The 18292-nt window shown below is 44.7% G+C and carries 18 protein-coding genes; 6 read left to right on the forward strand and 12 right to left on the reverse strand.

Features of this window, described 5'->3' with window-relative positions; genetic code table 11:
* Positions 1-9: 9 nt before the first annotated feature.
* The 3 genes from ACS8E3_RS02710 to ACS8E3_RS02720 all read left to right on the forward strand — a co-directional run bounded on the left by ACS8E3_RS02710 (position 10) and on the right by ACS8E3_RS02720 (position 2639).
* Entirely contained in the window at positions 10-1440 is a 1431-nt protein-coding gene (locus ACS8E3_RS02710) for an MATE family efflux transporter (protein WP_439240974.1), read from the forward strand.
* A gap of 202 nt (positions 1441-1642) precedes the next feature.
* The gene (locus ACS8E3_RS02715; protein ID WP_439241337.1) at positions 1643-2287 is read left to right on the forward strand and encodes an AzlC family ABC transporter permease; all 645 of its coding nucleotides are present in this window, start codon (positions 1643-1645) and stop codon (positions 2285-2287) included.
* Entirely contained in the window at positions 2280-2639 is a 360-nt protein-coding gene (locus ACS8E3_RS02720) for an AzlD domain-containing protein (RefSeq protein WP_439240976.1), read from the forward strand. Before ACS8E3_RS02715 ends, ACS8E3_RS02720 begins: the two co-directional genes overlap by 8 nt.
* A 149-nt stretch (positions 2640-2788) precedes the next feature.
* Here the strand turns inward: ACS8E3_RS02720 and purF are convergent, their stop codons facing one another.
* The 11 genes from purF to ACS8E3_RS02775 form a co-directional block, all read right to left on the reverse strand.
* Positions 2789-4324, reverse strand: coding sequence for an amidophosphoribosyltransferase (gene purF, locus ACS8E3_RS02725; RefSeq protein ID WP_439240978.1), 1536 nt, complete (start codon positions 4322-4324; stop codon positions 2789-2791).
* A 248-nt stretch (positions 4325-4572) separates the two neighbouring features.
* A complete protein-coding gene (locus ACS8E3_RS02730) occupies positions 4573-5070 on the reverse strand; it encodes a CvpA family protein (RefSeq protein ID WP_439240980.1) in 498 nt (165 codons plus the stop codon).
* 138 nt (positions 5071-5208) lie between these two features.
* The gene (locus tag ACS8E3_RS02735) at positions 5209-6267 is read right to left on the reverse strand and encodes a quinone-dependent dihydroorotate dehydrogenase (RefSeq protein WP_439240982.1); all 1059 of its coding nucleotides are present in this window, start codon (positions 6265-6267) and stop codon (positions 5209-5211) included.
* A gap of 194 nt (positions 6268-6461) precedes the next feature.
* Positions 6462-7007 (reverse strand): DUF4870 family protein, encoded by a 546-nt coding sequence (locus ACS8E3_RS02740; protein ID WP_439240984.1) that lies wholly within the window; start codon positions 7005-7007, stop codon positions 6462-6464.
* A 168-nt stretch (positions 7008-7175) separates the two neighbouring features.
* Positions 7176-7751, reverse strand: a complete 576-nt coding sequence (gene gspM / locus ACS8E3_RS02745) for a type II secretion system protein GspM (protein ID WP_439240986.1) — start codon at positions 7749-7751, stop codon at positions 7176-7178.
* 80 nt (positions 7752-7831) lie between these two features.
* Entirely contained in the window at positions 7832-9043 is a 1212-nt protein-coding gene (gspL, locus tag ACS8E3_RS02750) for a type II secretion system protein GspL (RefSeq protein WP_439240988.1), read from the reverse strand.
* Positions 9044-9113: 70 nt separating this feature from the next.
* On the reverse strand, positions 9114-9599 hold the full coding sequence (locus ACS8E3_RS02755; protein ID WP_439240990.1) for a SixA phosphatase family protein: 486 nt from the start codon (positions 9597-9599) through the stop codon (positions 9114-9116).
* A 45-nt stretch (positions 9600-9644) separates the two neighbouring features.
* Positions 9645-11030 (reverse strand): NAD(P)H-dependent glycerol-3-phosphate dehydrogenase, encoded by a 1386-nt coding sequence (locus ACS8E3_RS02760; protein ID WP_439240992.1) that lies wholly within the window; start codon positions 11028-11030, stop codon positions 9645-9647.
* Positions 11031-11174: 144 nt separating this feature from the next.
* Positions 11175-11804 carry a nitroreductase family protein gene (locus tag ACS8E3_RS02765; protein ID WP_439241339.1) on the reverse strand — a complete coding sequence of 210 codons (630 nt, stop codon included), beginning with the start codon at positions 11802-11804 and terminating at the stop codon, positions 11175-11177.
* Between the two features lie 287 nt (positions 11805-12091).
* Positions 12092-13192 carry a cell division protein ZapE gene (gene zapE / locus ACS8E3_RS02770; RefSeq protein ID WP_439240994.1) on the reverse strand — a complete coding sequence of 367 codons (1101 nt, stop codon included), beginning with the start codon at positions 13190-13192 and terminating at the stop codon, positions 12092-12094.
* 312 nt (positions 13193-13504) lie between these two features.
* Positions 13505-14164, reverse strand: coding sequence for an alpha/beta hydrolase (locus ACS8E3_RS02775; RefSeq protein WP_439240996.1), 660 nt, complete (start codon positions 14162-14164; stop codon positions 13505-13507).
* A gap of 290 nt (positions 14165-14454) precedes the next feature.
* Here ACS8E3_RS02775 and ACS8E3_RS02780 point away from each other — a divergent pair, with 290 nt between their 5' ends.
* From ACS8E3_RS02780 to xseB, 3 genes are all read left to right on the forward strand, one after another.
* Positions 14455-14853, forward strand: coding sequence for a hypothetical protein (locus ACS8E3_RS02780; protein ID WP_439240998.1), 399 nt, complete (start codon positions 14455-14457; stop codon positions 14851-14853).
* Positions 14854-15032: 179 nt separating this feature from the next.
* On the forward strand, positions 15033-16589 hold the full coding sequence (xseA, locus tag ACS8E3_RS02785; RefSeq protein WP_439241000.1) for an exodeoxyribonuclease VII large subunit: 1557 nt from the start codon (positions 15033-15035) through the stop codon (positions 16587-16589).
* Between the two features lie 49 nt (positions 16590-16638).
* Positions 16639-16884, forward strand: a complete 246-nt coding sequence (gene xseB / locus ACS8E3_RS02790) for an exodeoxyribonuclease VII small subunit (RefSeq protein ID WP_439241002.1) — start codon at positions 16639-16641, stop codon at positions 16882-16884.
* Positions 16885-16983: 99 nt separating this feature from the next.
* Here xseB and pncB read toward each other — a convergent pair whose 3' ends face one another.
* Positions 16984-18210 carry a nicotinate phosphoribosyltransferase gene (gene pncB, locus ACS8E3_RS02795; protein ID WP_439241004.1) on the reverse strand — a complete coding sequence of 409 codons (1227 nt, stop codon included), beginning with the start codon at positions 18208-18210 and terminating at the stop codon, positions 16984-16986.
* Positions 18211-18292: the final 82 nt, after the last annotated feature.

The following is an 18292-nucleotide window of genomic DNA, read 5'->3' on the forward strand; positions in this document are numbered from 1 at the left end:
TGATATGATATGACCATAACCTCAGCAGCAACGACACAACCTATCGATACCCGCTATCGGCATATCATCTCTATCGCCGTGCCTGTGATGTTGGCCAACTTGGCTATGCCGCTACAAAGCCTCATCGATACTGCAGTCGTTGGTAATATGAATGAGGCGGCAAATCTTGCCGGTATGGGGCTTGCGATACAGCTATTATCTTTATTATTAGTTAGTTTTAACTTTTTACAATACGCCTCCTCTGGCCTATCGGCTCAAGCTTTGGGTCAGCTCAGTACTAGTAACTCATCTAGCGGCGCAACAGCTAATAGCTTAAATAATAGCTCAAGCTCGAAGCAAATGGCTTCGGCCTTATTGTCTATTTTACAGCGAGCTTTGGTATTAGCTTTTATTATCGGAGCGCTATTATTATTAGCGAAACCTTGGCTCATCGAGTATGGTCTACGAGCGTTATCGGCTAACCCAGCGAGCGAGATCGCTGCCAAAACTTATTTAGACGTACGCTTTTGGGGAGTCATTGCTGAGCTGATGAATTTTGCTTTTATTGGCTGGTTCGCAGGGCAAGGCAAGACGCGTTACATGCTCTATCAGCAAGGCTTTATTGCGCTATTAAACATTATACTGACGCTATTCTTTGTCTATGGTATGGGTCTAGGATTAGCCGGTGTCGCGTTAGGGACAACCATCGCTTTTTGGTCAGGGGTAGTATTAGCGCTTTGGCTGAGTCGTCAGCATTTGCAGCTGTCATGGCATGCATTATTCACTACCGATGCAGAGCATTTTACTCGCTCGAAAATGCTTAGGCTATTTTCTTTAAATAAAGATATCTTTATTCGTACGCTTATTTTGACTTTGAGCTTTGCTTGGGTGACTCGGCTATCAGCGCAAAGTGGCGACCTTGTTTTGGCCGCTAACGCTATTCTTCTACAAGTTCTCAGTATTTCAGCCTTTGCTTTAGATGGCGTAGCTGTGTCTGCAGAAACACTCGCCGGACAAGCCGCCGGACGACGCGATTGGCGACGCTTTGCTATTATTGTCAAGCGGACAGGTATCGTCAGCTACGCTTTGGCACTCTTGCTCAGCCTGCTTTGGTTACTGGCCATGCCCACTTATCTACAGACGATGACCAATATCGAACCGGTACTCACACTCACCCGCCAGTATCAGAACTATGCGATACTACTGCCGCTGATAGGCGTAGGTGCTTATTGGCTCGATGGTATATTTTTTGGTTTAACTGCGGGTAGCGTGATTCGTAATGCATCCCTACTCTTAGCAGTAGTCTTCTTCCCTATCAGCTGGCTACTCTATCAGCGCTATGATATGACCGGTATTTGGCTCAGTGTTTGGTGTTTATTAGCACTGCGCTTGGTCATTCTCGGTGGGTTTTTATATCGTGCTTATCGGACAGGCAATTATGAGCAGCTGCAACCTAATTAAAAATTAGAATAAGCTAAAAAATAGAGTTGTAGCCGCAAATGTAACGTTACTAAAAGCACTAAACCTTGTAAATACAGGCCGCATCTAATATATAAAAATATTGAAAAACTTAGGACCTAACGTGACAGCTTCTTATTCCAAACAACAAACACAAGTCTCCTACCGGTGGGCAGATGGCTTCAAGAAAAGCTTGGCTGTGGCAATGGGCTATTTGCCTGCTGGTATTGCCTTTGGCGTCCTCGCACAAGTGGCTGGCATTCCTATTTGGGCGACTTTGATGCTTAGCTTATTTCTTTATGCAGGCGCGGCGCAGTATGCTTGCTTGCCCATGCTAAGCGCTGGTCTGCCTGTGGGTAGTATCGCAACCAACATTGCCGCGATCAACTTGCGTCATGTCTTCTATGCTATGCCGCTGTTGCAAACGATGCCCACCCAAAAGCTTGCTAAGACGTATTGCTTATTCGCGCTGACCGATGAGACCTTTTCGGTAATGACGAGCTTACCCGTCGAGGAACGCCAAGCGTTAATTCTGCCTATCAGTCTATTTAATCAAAGCTGGTGGGTACTAGCGTCTCTCATTGGGGTAATTATAGGTAGCGCTCTTAATGATTTAGTGCCGCATTTAGACTTTGCCTTAGTTTGTTTATTTGCGATTTTGGCCTACGAGCAGTTTCAAAATGTTAAGCGGCTCTTTCCTATCGTTATAGCGGTTATTGGTCTTGTATTGGCTTCCTTATTCACCAATGATTGGCTGTTATTAGTCGCTATTAGCTTTTGTATGCTACTTATCTTAGCGCGAGGTTTTTGGTTGCAGTACCATGTATTGGGAGAGAGCTCTGATGACTAGCCAATATCTAATCATAGCCACTCTCGCTATGGCAGCCGTGACTTTTATTACCCGAGCTGTCCCCGCTTTAATTCCTAAAAAAATCCTAGATACGCCTTGGCTACACAGGCTTAATGAGAGCTTACCCTTATCGGTGATGGTGCTGCTTATTTTGACTAGTTTAGCTTATCAAGACTTGTCGCTGAGTCACAGTTTAGCCAGTCCTGAAGTGCAACTGTTGTTAGCTCAGATTGGCGCATTAGCCCTGGTATTTTTAATTTATCATTTCAGTAAACAGCTGCTAGTAAGTATGATAGTCGGTATAGCAGCTCTAAATGGTTTTCTGTGGGTGTTTGCTCAGTTCTTGATTTGAACGCTACTCATTAACAGCGTCCTTAAAAGCGGATACTCAAACATCAAGCAATTAAATATCACCATAAAAAAACGAGCTTCTCCAATTTAAGTAGAGAAGCTCGCTTTTTTTGAGTACGACAAGCATTGACTATGATATAAACATAAGGATTATATCTCCTCAATACCCATCATATCGACTGGTGTATCAGCGACAATTTGTACGCCTTTCTTACCAGTCTTCGCGGTATCATTACGCTGAGCCTGCAGATGATCAAGATAAGCTTCGTTAATTTGTCCGGTGATATAACAGCCATTGAATACTGCACAATCAAAGCCTTCCACCTTACTGTGCTTAGTATCTTTTACCGCATCAATCAAGTCATCTAAATCTTGGAATATTAGACGATCCGCGCCGATAATTTTGCGTACTTCTTCCACGCTATGACCAGAGGCGATAAGCTCACTACGCACTGGCATATCGATACCGTAGACATTGGGATATTTCACCGGCGGCGCGGCGCTAGCGAAGAAAACTTTACGCGCGCCAGCGTCACGCGCCATTTGAATGATTTCATGACAAGTGGTACCGCGCACGATAGAGTCATCCACCAATAACACGTTTTTACCTTTAAACTCTAACGGCACGGCACTGAGCTTTTGCCGTACTGATTTTTTGCGTTGCTGTTGACCTGGCATAATAAAAGTGCGACCGATGTAACGGTTTTTCATAAAGCCTTCACGGTATTTAATATTCATCTTCAGCGCCAGTTCCATCGCTGAGGTACGCGAAGTATCAGGAATAGGAATGACTACATCGATATCATGATCTTCGCCCCACTCAGCCAGAATTTTATCGCCTAGTTTTTCGCCCATACGCAGACGCGACTTATAGACTGAGATATTATCCATAATTGAATCGGGACGCGCAAAATAGACGTACTCGAAGATACAAGGCGTATATTCTTGTTGCTCAACGCACTGATGGGTGTGCAGATTATGATCTAAATCGATAAAAATCGCCTCGCCTGGTTTCACATCACGAATGATCGTAAACCCTGAGCCTGTTAGAGCTACTGACTCTGAGGCCACCATATATTCTGTACCGCCGTTAGCGGCCAAGCGTTCACCGAACACCAGCGGACGGATACCGTTAGGATCACGAAAGGCTAATAAGCCATGACCGGTAATCAAAGCCACCACGCCGTAAGCCCCTTCACAACGCTTATAGACCGCTTTTACTGCCTCAAATATATCATCAGCGCTAGGATGATTTTTGCCTAAGTTTTGCATCTCATGCGCAAGTACGTTTAATAGAACCTCAGAGTCTGAGTCAGTATTTAAATGGCGACGGTCCTCTTTATACAGCTCTTTCGCCAGGCTCTCAGCGTTCGTCAAATTACCATTATGCGCAAGCGTAATACCGTAAGGTGAGTTGACATAGAAGGGCTGCGCCTCAGCGCTGCTAGAAGTTCCGGCTGTCGGATAGCGTACGTGACCGATACCATATTCGCCAACCAACTTGATCATATGACGGTTCATAAACACATCGCGCACCATGCCATTTTCTTTACGCAAAAATAAACGCCCATCTTGTAAAGTGACGATACCTGCTGCATCCTGACCACGATGCTGAAGCATAGTCAAGCCATCATAAAGAATTTGGTTAACGGGCTCATGAGCTGCAACCCCAACGACTCCACACATAGTTATGTCCTATTTTAGAGCAAAGATTAGTAACGAGAAAATTTAGAAATAATGCAACGGCTATATGATGTTGAAACGTCTAAAATTAAAGAGTGAATCTTACCGTAATAACGCAAGTTCGTAAGATATGTTTTAGTTTAATTCCATAAAATCACTATGCTGAAGACTAAATAGCACCGTATTCTCTAACCATGAGTAGAGAATAATGAGATTAAAAATGAACTTGATCTGCAGCTAATATAAATTTACTAAGATTGGTTAATCTGGCCCCAAGCCACGCCTAGCATGTCGGTAGCCAGCTCTTTGCCCATTGGAGCATAGGGCATCAGCTCAGGAGCGAGTACTGAGGTCTGCCACTGCGGCAACTGTACCAATAAAGGCGCACTGATACTGAGTACTACTAAGACCATCAAGACGTTCTTGGCCGCTCCTAATACGCCACCTGCCATCTTATCGAGCACGCTAAGATTTAATGTTTTAAGCGCGCTTGAGAAGATAAACGCTAGTGCATGCATAATAGCTAAAATGACGATCACTACTATCAAAAAAGCCAAAGCGGTCTGCAGTACCGGATTTTCAACTAGACTTGATAACTGCGGAGCAATTGACGTTGCTAGTCGAGTGGCGGCAATCAGAGCGACAAACCAGCCCATTAATCCCACCGCCGTTTTGATCAAACCTACCTGAAAGCCGCGCCATAGACCAATGAGTACTACGATAGCAATGATAATATCTAGACCACTCATCTCTACTGCCTCATTCGTTTAGGGAAAGGTATAAAAGTATTTTTATCCATATCTATCGCTAAGTATATCAGTCAAATACATAGATAAACGGTTAGCCTCTATCAGTACCAAGGCCGGATGTGCAACAGACCCTACTAATCACTCTTGCGTAGTATGATAGGGAGTATCATAAATAGTATCGTAATAACCACCGATAGCTTGAATACAAGACTGTACTAATCCTGGTCCGCGATAGATAAGGCCAGTATAAAGTTGCACTAGTTCAGCGCCAGCTTTGATCTTTTTGACTGCTTTATCACCACTATCGATACCGCCAACGCCAATCAGTGCAACCTTATCCTCTAGCTGATCAGAGAATTGCTGTAAGATTTGGGTACTCGTATGACTCACCGGACGACCAGATAACCCGCCCGCTTGATCGCCATCGCGCAAGTCCTCTACCCCGACTCGGCTCAAGGTGGTATTAGTCGCAATCAAGCCATCAATATCAAAATCTATAAGCTGCTGCGAGATATAATCGACTTGCGGCGGCTCCAGATCAGGAGCGACTTTTAGCACTAACGGCACATAAAAGCCGTATTCAGTAGCCAGTTGGCTATGACGATTTTTGATAGTATCTAGTAGCTGGGTCAACGCTTCACCGCTTTGTAAATCGCGCAGATTGGCGGTATTAGGTGAGGAAATATTGACAGTAATATAAGAAGCATAGGGATAGACGCGCTCTAAGCAATACACATAATCATCAGCGGCTTGCTCAACAGGCGTGCTAGCATTTTTACCGATATTGATACCGATATTGCCTTTATACTTGCAGCGTTTGACATTATCAATTAAATAATCCACGCCTTGGTTGTTAAACCCCATACGGTTGATAATAGCATCAGCCTGTCTGAGCCGAAACAAGCGCGGTTTGTCATTACCCTCTTGCGGACGCGGCGTCACCGTGCCAACTTCAATAAAACCAAAACCTAATTCGGCTAAAGCGTCGATATAATCGCCATTTTTATCCAAACCTGCGGCTAGTCCTACTGGGTTGGCAAATTGTAGACCCATACAAGTGGTGGGCTGCATCGGCTGACCATAAACTAAGCCTAAGGTGCGAGCTTTGTGCGCTTTGTCTAATAAAGACAGCGTCATATCATGAGCGCGCTCAGGATCCATCTTAAACAAAAACGGACGAAGTAAGGCGTAGGACATAGTGACAATAAACCCTGATCAAAGAGTGAATAAAAAGGCAAAATGCTTGCCGTAGAGCGCTGCGATTATATCAGCTTGCTTTAGGCTTAGCCAAAATAACCCTAAATATTATTCTATAAATTTGTAGCTACTGACGACTTGATAGTTAGATAGACTGAGCGTTATTCAACATTACTTATCAAACACAGCAGCCATCAAGGCACTGGCCGCTTATCGCTCAAAGCTATCCAGCCACGAGCAATTCTATATAAATGCCAAATGATCGTAAATAAGATAATCAAGATTCCTAACCCGGTAAATAACCCTGAGCCAATAGCTAGGTTATTGCTTTCGGCTAGCACACTGATACCTAAGCCGCCAACTGCCATTAGCGTTATGATAAGACCGATAACGAACCAGACGATACTATACCAAAAAGTCTTGATTTGCCAATCAAAATGCGTGGCCAGCCAAGTGCCATCAGCATCGTGACGCTTAGCATAATTCATAGCAATAGGCACAATCCATAGCAGCCCTGCCGTTAGATAACTGATGACATAAAGTAGATAGGTGAGATGATTATAAGTGATTAACGAGCGCTGCTGCTTATCATTGAGAGTAGTATTTTGTCTTGAGCGTGTGAGGTCATGGGTCTCTTCAGCATCAATGTTATTTTCAAAGCGAGACCCTGACTTCTCTAAGGTTGGCTGAGATGCAAAATCATCAGAGTTATCAGAATTAGGATTAGAAGGTGAGGTCATAATAAGTATCCCTATCACGCTTGACCGTAATGATGACAAAAAATTAAGGCGCATAATCATAAAACCAAGTTATAGCTTTAATAATAAAGCTTGAATACTCAGTAGCGCCTACCTATCTGATATTGCGGCTATTAAAACGATTTTCAAGATTGCAGGCCAACCTAACCGTTAAGAAGCAAGCGTGGCTTGTACTTGAATTTGCTTGGTATTGATATCTTGCTGCATCTCGAGCTGAGTGAACTGCCAACCTTGCTCACTAAGCTTACCAAGCGCGCTACTGACAAGCGCTTGGCTCGGGTTGGTAAAGCTTAATTGCACCGTATCGCCAACCGCAGCAACCTGAGCATTAGCAATACCCGCATTGGTTAACAGAGAACTGACCGTCGTCGCAGGGGCAACTATCGCGCCATCAGTATTAGCATTGAGCGCGTTGTTGTCGATATTGCTCGCTTGCGCGCGCAACCAAAAATAATCAGCCACTTGCCGCTGGTACTGCGCCTTACTATCTTTCGCAGCTTGATTGACACTATAGCCGCCATAACCGCCAATAAACAGCAATAAAAATAGCGACAAGATTCCTAAAGCCAACTGGTCGCGTGGAGAAAGCGCTTGCCAGCGTGTCCATAATATCGATTGGTAGCGACTTAAACGCTCAGAAAAAGTATGACTAGAGCCACTACTGCTAGTCGCCATATTTGAAGCATTTGAAGAGTTAGTGCTATTACGGCGATGCGGTCTATTCATCACTGAACCTTATTTTACCTAAATGATAATAAGTTATAAATAATTAAAAATGACATATCGTATGGCACTGAACAACTAGATTAAGAGGCTGATAATTTGCCAGTTTCAACGTTATTATCCCCTATATTTACCATTATCTGGCCACTGAACTCGCCTTGCTCATTGCCATTGACGCTTTGCAAGCTGGCCGCTATTCCTTGAGTGACTAGCGTATTAGCAAACTCATCAAGGCTATTGCGATTCGGCGCAATAAGCGTAAAACTAAGAGAGCTTGGCTGCATAACTAGGCTTTGCGCAGTTAATGAAGACTGTTTAATGAGAGGCGATATACGCGCTAGAGTTGCTATGTGGGAAGACTGAGCTTGGCTATCTCTGCGCAATTTTGCTTCCATTTGCGTCTGTAGTAGCGTACGCGAATTAAGGCGATCTTCTGGAAACCAAGACTGAAATTGTTTGCCGATAGCGCTTTGGGTTGCCACACTTGCTTGGTTATAGCGATAGGCTTGTAAACCATCTGCAGCCATTTGTAATACCAGTGCTGATAGCGCCACCATAGCAGCCACCCGTAAATAAGGGGATAGTTTAGTGTCTGAGGTTTTTATAAAAAAGTTCAAAGCGTGACGATCGGGTATATCGACGGGCTCAGGCTGAGCAGCAATCTGAGTTAATAGTAATTGCTGGGCGGCGAATTGTGACAACTCTATACTCGCTACAGAGTCATCGACAGCGCTTACTAGGCATAGCTCACTGAGATGAGGCAAGCGCTCAACCATCAGTGGCAGGTAGCTGACTGCCATGCCCTGCTGCAACGACTGACGCAGTAAAGTGGTGTGTTTATCTTCATACAGCACTACCTGCTGACCTGCACCTTCCTCTGGAACCGGTAACAACAAAAAATCAGGCAGCAGCGCGCCAATACTAAACCCTGCCAGTATCGCGCTTTGTTGCCATGAGTCAATATCTTCTTTCGCTAGCGCATAGAGATGATGATGACTCGCGTAACTTTGCTGACGCACCATCAGCTGCTCGACTGGTGTGATTGAGGTCTCTTCAAATAAGTACTGCTTGCCAGTATCGCCTAACTGCTTAAGCTGATTAGCACTTAGCTCAGTATCCACTTGTAGCACATGTCTAGAAGGAAAATACAGACATAACCGCTTGGCGTTACCACCTTTATAGCTGTTATAACGCTCTTGCAGCTGCTGCCAGTTATCTACTAGCTGCCACTGCTTAGCCTCTGCTTGCCAAACTGCGAGTGGGCTATGCTGCTCTCTTAACCAAACATGTAACAATAGAGGTGTCCTTTGATATTTAGCGGTTGAAGTTGACTATTTTTGAGAAGGCATGATTTATTAGTGCTGACTAAAGCTGCATAGGCACAAAACGGTCACTCTCTTTGGCCATTCCTGACATCACAAACTCCATCTCAAACACTCGCGCTTCAGCTAATGAAAACGCCTCAGGGCTAGCGCCGGTTAGTAAGCTGGCAATATGAGCTATAATAGACATATGACAAACTACTACCAGACAGTTTGCTTCAATATGTCCAAGTTCTATCAGTGCTGCATGAGCATCGTCTGAGGGCGTAATATTATCTTGTATACTAGCTGGCACATCGGTCGCACGCGCTTGGAGCTCAGCTAGCGTCTGCTGCGCCCTATCGTACGGACTGACCACAAAATAGTCAGGACGATAATGTTCCATAATATAATCAGCCGTCTGCGCTGCTTGCTGACGACCGTATTCGGTCAACTGCCGAGTGCTGTCGGATCGATTATCCTCTGGATGAGTACTGCTTGGATGCGGATAGTCTTCAGCTTGTCCATGGCGCATAAGTATAATCTTCATAGCACTCCCTTTGCTAATCATTATTTGATTTACTTTTAATAATAATTATTTATTTTTGTCGTTATTACTGTCATTGTTGTCAATGCTGTTGTCGCGACTATCCTCGCCACTGTCGTTAGTACTGCTAGCAGCATTCATCTGCGCGGTAAGCGACGCATTACTATGGTCATGCGGCATGACAAACTCTACATCACTGCGAAAGCCTGCTTCCATCAAATGTAGCGCGACTCCTAACGCCGCCTTGTCTTCGTAGATGACAGCGTGCAGAGCATGCGTGATGGGCATATAGATACCTTGCTTACTGGCTTTTTCGTGTACTTGCTGAATAGTATTGACCCCTTCAGCGGTTTGCCCTAACTTTTTGACCGCCGCATCGATATTCATACCGCGTCCGAGCATGTTGCCAATTCGAAAGTTTCGACTCAGCTCTGAATTACAAGTAGCATAAAGGTCGCCTACGCCAGATAAACCTAAGAAAGTAAGCGGATTCGCGCCTTCTTCTACGCCAAAGCGGCTCATCTCAGCCAGTGAGCGCGTCAAAAGCATCGCTTTGGTATTTTCACCAACATCGTAGGCAGCGGCCATGCCCATAGCGATAGCATAAATATTCTTAAGCGCGCCGCCAAGCTCAACACCACGAATATCATCACTAGCAAATACTCGGAAAAAAGCGCTGTGTAACGCCGCTTGTACGGCATGCCGTAGCGGCTCTGACTCACTGGCGATCACCGTCGCTGACGGCATATTTTTCATGATTTCAACCGCCAAGTTTGGCCCTGACATTACCCCAAAGTTCACCTCCGGCAACTCATCTTTAATGATATCGCTCATCATTGCAAAGGTGTCTTTTTCCATGCCCTTCGTAAGCGAAACAATCGATTGGCCACTGATAAATGGTTTGATGTTCTTGAGAGTCTCGCGAAAGGCTGAGCTGGGTACTGCTAAAAAGATAATATCTTTATTTTTCACCGCAGCTTCTAAGTCGTAGCTATACTTTAAGCGATTGTCTAGCTTATACCCGGGCAGATACTTTTTATTCATCTGCGTTTTTGCCATAGACTTGACGGTGCGCTTATTACGTACCCAAAGTGTGGTGTCACAGCCGTTTCGCGCTGCTAGGTTTGCCATTGCGGTACCGAAACTACCGCCGCCCAATACTGTCAGACGTATCTTTTCTGGGTTTTTATGTATTTGATCCATTTGTTTGGCTACCGCCGCCTCAACTTTATTAGGGTTTAATTTTTTGCGACCAAATCCTGATTTAGTAGCTCGATCAAGGATACTAGCTATCAGGCCAGTAGGTTTGTTTTCATTGCTATTGTCGTTATTTTTAAGATTGTCGCGGCCTGCAGTTTCTTTAGCTTGATTATTTTCGAGCTCTGCGTTATCAGCATTTTTATCTTGCCTATCTGTATCTGAGGAGCTTGTCATATACTTATATCCATATTGTCAGTGCTTAAAGGATGAATCGAGTAGCTATCATGCACTTTATACTTCTTCATCAAAAATGTTTTGGCGCAAATCTTTTGGCGCAAATCTAGGGCAACTATCATTACTCTTAGCCGCAATAAGTCTTTAAGACTCAAAACGCAGCAGCGGCTCTATGTCCATAGGTTTTCTGCGAGGTTTTGCTTTTGGACTCGTGCCAGTATAAATAAAGGCGACCACATAGTCATCATCAGCAACATCAAAATAAGCTTTAACCGCAGGCTCGTTACATAGCAGACCCGTGCGCCATACGGTGCCGAAGCCTTGGGCCATCAACGCTAATAGTAGGTTTTGCACCGCTGACCCAGCACTAAGCATCTGCTCAAAGGGCGGAACTTTTTTATGCTCTTGCATCTTGGTGACGACCGTAATAATCACTGGCGCTCGCATTGGCAGATTGGCGGTCTTTATTCGGGTCTTATCCGATAGCGTCACGCCTGCTCTCGCCGCCTGCGCTTCTGCTGCCTCAAGTAATGCTTGTCCTAGCTGCTGACGCGCTTCACCTTCGCTCACGATAAAACGCCAAGGCCGCAGTTTTTTGTGGTCGGGTGCTGTTGCCGCGCAGCCAATCGCTGCTCTGATTTGTTCGTGAGTAGGCGCCGGCTCTTGTAGATTGCCAATGGTGCGCCTGGACTTAATCCACTCTATCAACTGCTCATCGCTGAGCATCATACTCTCCGAAAGTGCTGTCTCATCTAGCAACTGTTTGCCTTCCATATCGCTTTGATCATTACTATTTTCACGAAGGTTAGTTTCAAGACTGTCACTCTCATGATTAGAAGTTTCTTTGGTTGCTACGCTCTGTTCATCTTCCTCGGTGATTAAGCGCTCTCTTGGCGTACTCATTTGTCATCCTTTTATAGTAGTCGGCTATTATGATTATTATTGCTTTTATGGGTATAAATAGCTCTTTTACCGTTATCATTTTATCGAGAAGTTTTACACTATTATCCTTTGATTTTTAAGGTGCTTAAGCTTGTAAGGCACTTAAACCTATAAAATGCTTATGCGGCATCATCAAGTCGATGCTTCATTTTTAGATAGTCCTCTGATTGCATCTCAAGCAAGCGTGAACGAGTACGCTCAATCTCAAAGGCTAGTTTCTCTCCTTGATAGAGATCCAGGATAGACTGCTCAGCACGTACCAAAAGTTTAACCCTACGATCATAAAACTCATCGACTAAGTAGATAAAGCGGCGGGTCGGGTCACGCAGGTCATCATCTAACGCCGGGACAGCATTAATCAGAACGGTGCTGAAACGATTGGCAATTTCAATAAAATCAGCAGCGGAGCGCGGCTGCATACATAAGTGGCGAAAGTCGCAAAACAAGATATCTTCGGTGCGGGCATTAATCTTAATCTCGCGGCCATTGACGGTGATAGGCTCGCTACTGATTTTAAGATTGTTCGATAGACTAGCAAAACGGTTGGCAAGCCAATTATGGTTTTCACGCGTCATAGGTGATTTGTATAGCTCTGCTTGCTGCAAGACACGCAAACGATAATCGATACCGGAGTCGATATTCATCACCGTAGTATGCGTCTCAACCTCTTTGATAGCTGGCATAAAGCGGTCACGATGCAGGCCATCTTTGTACAGTCCTGCCGGCTCAATATTTGAGGTAGCAACCAAAGTGACGCCGCGATTGAAAAGCATCGTAAACAAGTCGCCTAATATCATCGCGTCTGAGACGTTAGAGACAAAAAACTCATCGAAGCAGATAATCACGGCTTCGTCATAGATAATATCGGCTACTTTTTCTAAAGGATCGCTTTGGCCTTGGAGCTGGTTAAGCTCTTTGTGCACTCGCTGCATGAAATGATGAAAATGCTGGCGCATCTTACGCTCTATGGTCAGCGAATCATAAAACATATCCATCATCCAGGTTTTGCCGCGGCCGACGCCGCCCCACATATATAGGCCTTTTGGCGCGGCAGGTTTAGATTTAAAAAACCCAAAAATGCCCTTTTTTTCTTCGACCGTATTATTAAGCTGATGATAAAGATCATCAAGATAGCTCATTGCTATATATTGTTGTTCATCTCGGGTAAAGTCTTCAGAGCTGATGGCTTGCTCGTAGCGCTGTAATGGAGATAATCTCATAATACGACTCATATTTAACAAAAGTAAAAAAGTGTTTTGGCCGTCTATTCTTACTAACTTATGTCTTTTACACTGAGACAATAAGGATAGACTCGTCAAAGTAAGGTGTGCTGAAGCAGTTGTGCTTGCTATACCAACCCTACCCTCTAGACCAACACGGCTAAATGTTTACGACTATATTGCAACTTATATAAAGCAATAATTATTATTCTAGCTATACGAATACTATAACGTGCTCTAGGTCTACTATTCTATAGCTATTATATAGCACCTGCACTTTGTAAGTAGTACCTACGCTTTGTAAGCACTCAGCTAGCTGTCAGAACCGAAACTATGCTGCTCTAATAGCTTTTTTAGCTCTGTTAAACGCCCGTGGAAAAAATGCCCCGCGCCTTCGATTACACTGACATCAATCCCTAAACGCTCAGCAAAAGCTTGCATGTTATCAGGTGAGATGACCTCATCAGCATCGCCATAAATCTCAAACGTTTTCTCAATCGGCAAAGCAATATGCTCACTATCGTTTTTTTCGATTGAAGGCGAGATGAGCGCGACATTCGCAATCTCAAAATCGCTTAACCCCCAGACGTGCGGCGACACTAAGACTTGCTCAGCGGTACGAGCAATCACATACCCGCCAAAAGAGAAGCCTCCTAGCCACAGCTTGCGGGCATCGGTCTGTCCTGCTAACCATTGTAACACGGTCATGGCATCGACAACTTCACCTTCAGCATAGTCATGTTCTCCTGTCGATTGCCCCACCCCGCGAAAGTTGAAACGTACTACGTGCATGCCGTTGTCGCGGGCAAATCGGTACATGGTAGTGACTACTTTATTATTCATCGTGCCCTCAAATAACGGGTTCGGATGACATAATAGCGCTACAGTATCGGTATTAGGGTTGCAAGGATTGTCTTGTTGCCAAAGCGCATCAACTTCTAGCACACCAGCAGGAGCAGGAATTAAGGGCATAATAGTAACGATCAGTTAAGAGAGTGAGGTCAATTATGCTAGAAATCTGCTATATTTCAAGTGATTTGCTGTTTTAATCCTGCTGCCACTAAATCATGGCCGGCTTAATACTCGGCCTTGGCACTGACAGCAAGTAAGTACATACAGTAAGCCCCTAGACGTTAAGGCGACAAATGGGTTAAATATATAGCGTCAATAACGACTAGTAACTTTTTGAGCTTTTAGAGATGCTCGGCTTTTGACTCTAGTCTCTTAACACTCGTCTTTCAATATGAACAGGAAGGTAACTTATGACAATATTTAATATAGCACCTAGCAATACTCATAGCATGACAAAGCCTATAAGCTTGGCAGCAACCCTGATAGCAGCACTGGCGCTGAGCGCTTGTCAAAGTACGCCCTCATCTCCAGTTATCCAGCGCGCTGACTCAACTTATGAGACCACTGGACTTGGCGAAACAAAGATACAAGCTCAGCAAAATGCCATCACTAGTGCTAATAAAACTTGTCGTAGTAAACAAGTCATCGTCGTCAAAGACACCGTTAAATATAATGGAATTTTGAATGAGCGTACTGGCCGTATGGTTGGACAGGCTGGCGCGGTAATAGGAACTATATTTGGGACAGGCTCGCCTGAATTGTCACGCGATGATGACTATGAATATACGATTAACTTTCGCTGCCAGTAAGGCTCAAAGCTTATTTAGCGTTTGATCCCTCCCTTAAACACATTAGCTGCCTCTTCAAACTTGAGCCATTTTCTCAATTTGGTTTAGCTTAGCGCTATGTTTTAAGGTAAAGTAGAGGGCTTAAATGTCGTAGCAACTTATTATCGTTTATTTTTATTCTCCCTACTCGGTCTGATTCTATGCGCAAACCTAACCTCAGCTCTGTTAAGCCCTCTAATGCCAAAACTTTAGCGCCTGCCAAAGATTTAGCGACTTTAGAAGCAGAATTGGCTGAGGTTGAGAGTAGTCTGGAAAATAACCTTGAAGACACCGTGCTACGTTTAAGCGACTATTTGAGCGCAGTTGAGATGGTCGTCAAGCAAACCTTCGCCCACCGGGTTTGGGTGAAGGCTGAGATTCGTAACCTCTCTAGCAAAGGCGGCCACTATTATTTTGAATTAGCCGAAAAGGATGATGATGGCAAAGTGGTTGCTAGCTGCCGAGGTAACCTCTGGCGCTTTAAAGCCGCGCGCGTACTCGCTAAGTTTGAACGCGCTACGGGTATGGCGCTCAGTCGTGATCTGACCGTCCTACTTAAAGTATCAGCGAACTTTCACCCTCAATATGGATTTTCCTTAACGATTGAAGATATTGATCCAAGCTACACGCTAGGAGATCTGGCGCGGCAATACGCGCAGATGGTCGATCGCTTGAGCGGCGAAGGCTTAATGCAACTCAATCAGCAGCTAGAAGCTCCTTTCGATATCGAGCACGTGATTGTCATTGCGCCAGAAAAAGCCGCCGGACTAGGTGATTTTCAAGCGGATGCCAATCGTCTAGCGACAACTGGTGCTTGCCAATTTCATTATCATCATGCCACTTTTCAGGGCAATCACGCGCCAAGCGAGATACGCCAAGCTATCGTCAGCGCTCAGCAGCAGTTTTATGAGCGCTATCAGCGTCTGCCTGATCTTCTAGTGATTATTCGTGGTGGCGGCGCGGTTGGCGACTTAGCTTATCTCAATGACTACGAGCTTGCAGCATTAGTCGCTGAGCAGCCGGTACCGGTTTGGGTCGGTATCGGTCATGAGCGCGATAAAGTTATCTTAGATGAAGTGGCGCATAGCAGTTTTGATACGCCATCCAAAGTGATAGCCGCAATTATCGCTCACTTAGCTCGCCTAACAGCGCAAACTTTGACTTATCAAGCACAGATCAAGCAAGCGGCGCAGCGTCAGCTCAAAGTTGCTCAGCAGCAAAGCGTGAGACAACTGAGCCAACTACAATCACAGACTATCGGGCAACTTACCGCGCTGAAAAAAGACAGCAATTACGCTTGGCAAAGCATTCAGCAAAGCGCGCAGCGTCAAGTCAAACAAGCGGCTAGAGTGACTAGCGACTGGCAAGCTCAAATACAGCAAGGCGCGCACCAGCACTTAACAGCGGCCAGTATCGCAGCCAAAAACTATCAAAAAACGTTACTACATAGCGCCGAGCAGCAACTAGCGCAAGCGCAGCGCAACAGCGAACATCTACGCGATATTGTCCTACTGCATCGGCCTACGCGAGTACTAAAACAAGGCTATAGTATGCTAATGGCTGATAAAGGTCAGCAAGTATTGACTAGTAGCAGTCAGCTCTATCCTGACCAAACTATTAAGATTATGCTAAAAGATGGGCAAGCAACGGCGCAAATCTTAAACGTCAAAAGCTTAGAAGCTAATAGTCGTACCAACGACGACAATAACACTCTATAGAAATTTTCATTTACAATGATTTTAATTTAACAGCAATCAAGGAAACCTTATGGCCACTTCGACTCGCAGACGTAAAAAAGCCGCCCCAAAAACCTTTAAGGCGGCCTACGATATTCTAAAAACTAATGCCGCAGAGCTACAACAGCAGGATGAGCCAGATATCGACAATCTTATGACCACAGTCGAAGAGTCTATAGCGGCCTACCGTGTCTGTGAGACTCGAATCAACGCCGTACAGCAAGCGCTAGATGCCGCCTTCGCTGAAGAGGTAATTGAGAAGAATGAAGAGCAGTAGTTGAACTAGATAATAAAATTTTTGTAGGGTCCGTGGGACGAACCCTACATCTAGATCTAATGCTACTTGTTAAAGAGATTTTACTTGTAAATAATTCTATTACTCTGGTTCATCCACCTCAAACACTTGCCGTAAATAAGCCAGATAAGTGTCATTATTAATCATAGTTTTGCCAGGGCTATCCGATATTTTCGCAACTGGCTGACCATTACACTCCACCAGTTTGAGAACAATATTTAATTGCGTCAACCCCATGTCATTGGTGAGATTAGTACCAATACCAAAGCTGGTTCTGATGCGATCCTTAAAGTACTGATGCAGCTCCCACGCTTTTTCTAAGTTTAAGCCGTCGCTGAAAGTGATAATCTTGGTTTTTGGATCGATTTTTAACTTTTTATAGTGGGCAATAGCTTTATCACCCCAAAGATAAGGATCACCGCTATCGTGGCGTAGGCCATCGAATAGCTTAGCAAAGTACAAATCAAAATCGCGTAAGAACGCATCCATCCCTACCACATCGGTCAAGGCTATACCCAAATCGCCGCGATACTCGTGCACCCAAGCTTCTAGTGCTGCCTTTTGCGAGTCACGCAGACGCACATCTAAGGCCTGAAACGCTTGCATAAACTCGTGCGCCATCGTACCTATTGGCGTCATCTCTAGTGTCTTTGCCAAGAGAACATTAGAGGTACCACTGATAATTTTGGGTTCGGCCTGATGCAAAGTCTTGACTACATGCGCTTGCCAGTGTTTACTAAAGCGCCGACGCGTGCCAAAATCAGCAACGATAAAGCGCGGTACATCACGCTCATTGTTGTCCTGCTGCTCGGCATACTGATGCAGCAAAGCCACTTTGGCATCTAGGCGGCGCTGCCCTTCTGCGATGACTTGCGGATTGGATAACGCATTGAAATATAGCTCATTGACGATAGCTAGAACAAATACCTCAAAGAACATCGCTTGAATCATTGGTCCTTCGATATCGATAAACAAGCGCCCTTTGCTATCAGTACTCACAGTGATAAAGCGGCGCTTGAGCTGAAATAGCTCTAAATAATCGACAAAATCTGAGCGCATAAAGCGTAGCGTTCGCAAGTACTCTAATTCATCAGGCAAAAATCGCAGCTGGCATAAACTGTCTAATTGCTGCTCTAGCGAGTCTTTGATAGTCGCTAGTGGATAAGCGACATCATTGTTATTGCGGCAGCGAAAACGATATACCCCATGCGTCTGCGGAAACTGATGCAGCATTGCTTGTAGCATAGTGAACTTGTAGAGATCATTGTCAAGCAATGAGGTAATAATTGGGGTATGAATAACAGCCATGCGGTAACCTTAGCATATGATTTTTTGTAATAAAGGGCTTTTGCAACAAACGACGATAAACAAATCAAAGCCTAAGTATAAC

It is taken from the genome of Psychrobacter sp. 2Y5 (assembly GCF_051847375.1).
GTDB lineage: Bacteria > Pseudomonadota > Gammaproteobacteria > Pseudomonadales > Moraxellaceae > Psychrobacter.

Coding starts and splice junctions, on each gene's coding strand:
- ACS8E3_RS02710 (WP_439240974.1), top strand. CDS start 10: ATGACCATAACCTCAGCAGCAACGACACAACCTATCGATACCCGCTAT.
- ACS8E3_RS02760 (WP_439240992.1), bottom strand. CDS start 11,030: ATGACAAGCTCCTCAGATACAGATAGGCAAGATAAAAATGCTGATAAC.
- xseB (WP_439241002.1), top strand. CDS start 16,639: ATGGCCACTTCGACTCGCAGACGTAAAAAAGCCGCCCCAAAAACCTTT.
- ACS8E3_RS02755 (WP_439240990.1), bottom strand. CDS start 9,599: ATGAAGATTATACTTATGCGCCATGGACAAGCTGAAGACTATCCGCAT.
- ACS8E3_RS02765 (WP_439241339.1), bottom strand. CDS start 11,804: ATGGAAGGCAAACAGTTGCTAGATGAGACAGCACTTTCGGAGAGTATG.
- ACS8E3_RS02735 (WP_439240982.1), bottom strand. CDS start 6,267: ATGTCCTACGCCTTACTTCGTCCGTTTTTGTTTAAGATGGATCCTGAG.
- ACS8E3_RS02780 (WP_439240998.1), top strand. CDS start 14,455: ATGACAATATTTAATATAGCACCTAGCAATACTCATAGCATGACAAAG.
- xseA (WP_439241000.1), top strand. CDS start 15,033: ATGCGCAAACCTAACCTCAGCTCTGTTAAGCCCTCTAATGCCAAAACT.
- zapE (WP_439240994.1), bottom strand. CDS start 13,192: ATGAGATTATCTCCATTACAGCGCTACGAGCAAGCCATCAGCTCTGAA.
- ACS8E3_RS02715 (WP_439241337.1), top strand. CDS start 1,643: ATGGGCTATTTGCCTGCTGGTATTGCCTTTGGCGTCCTCGCACAAGTG.
- ACS8E3_RS02740 (WP_439240984.1), bottom strand. CDS start 7,007: ATGACCTCACCTTCTAATCCTAATTCTGATAACTCTGATGATTTTGCA.
- ACS8E3_RS02775 (WP_439240996.1), bottom strand. CDS start 14,164: ATGCCCTTAATTCCTGCTCCTGCTGGTGTGCTAGAAGTTGATGCGCTT.
- ACS8E3_RS02730 (WP_439240980.1), bottom strand. CDS start 5,070: ATGAGTGGTCTAGATATTATCATTGCTATCGTAGTACTCATTGGTCTA.
- gspM (WP_439240986.1), bottom strand. CDS start 7,751: ATGAATAGACCGCATCGCCGTAATAGCACTAACTCTTCAAATGCTTCA.
- ACS8E3_RS02720 (WP_439240976.1), top strand. CDS start 2,280: ATGACTAGCCAATATCTAATCATAGCCACTCTCGCTATGGCAGCCGTG.
- pncB (WP_439241004.1), bottom strand. CDS start 18,210: ATGGCTGTTATTCATACCCCAATTATTACCTCATTGCTTGACAATGAT.
- purF (WP_439240978.1), bottom strand. CDS start 4,324: ATGTGTGGAGTCGTTGGGGTTGCAGCTCATGAGCCCGTTAACCAAATT.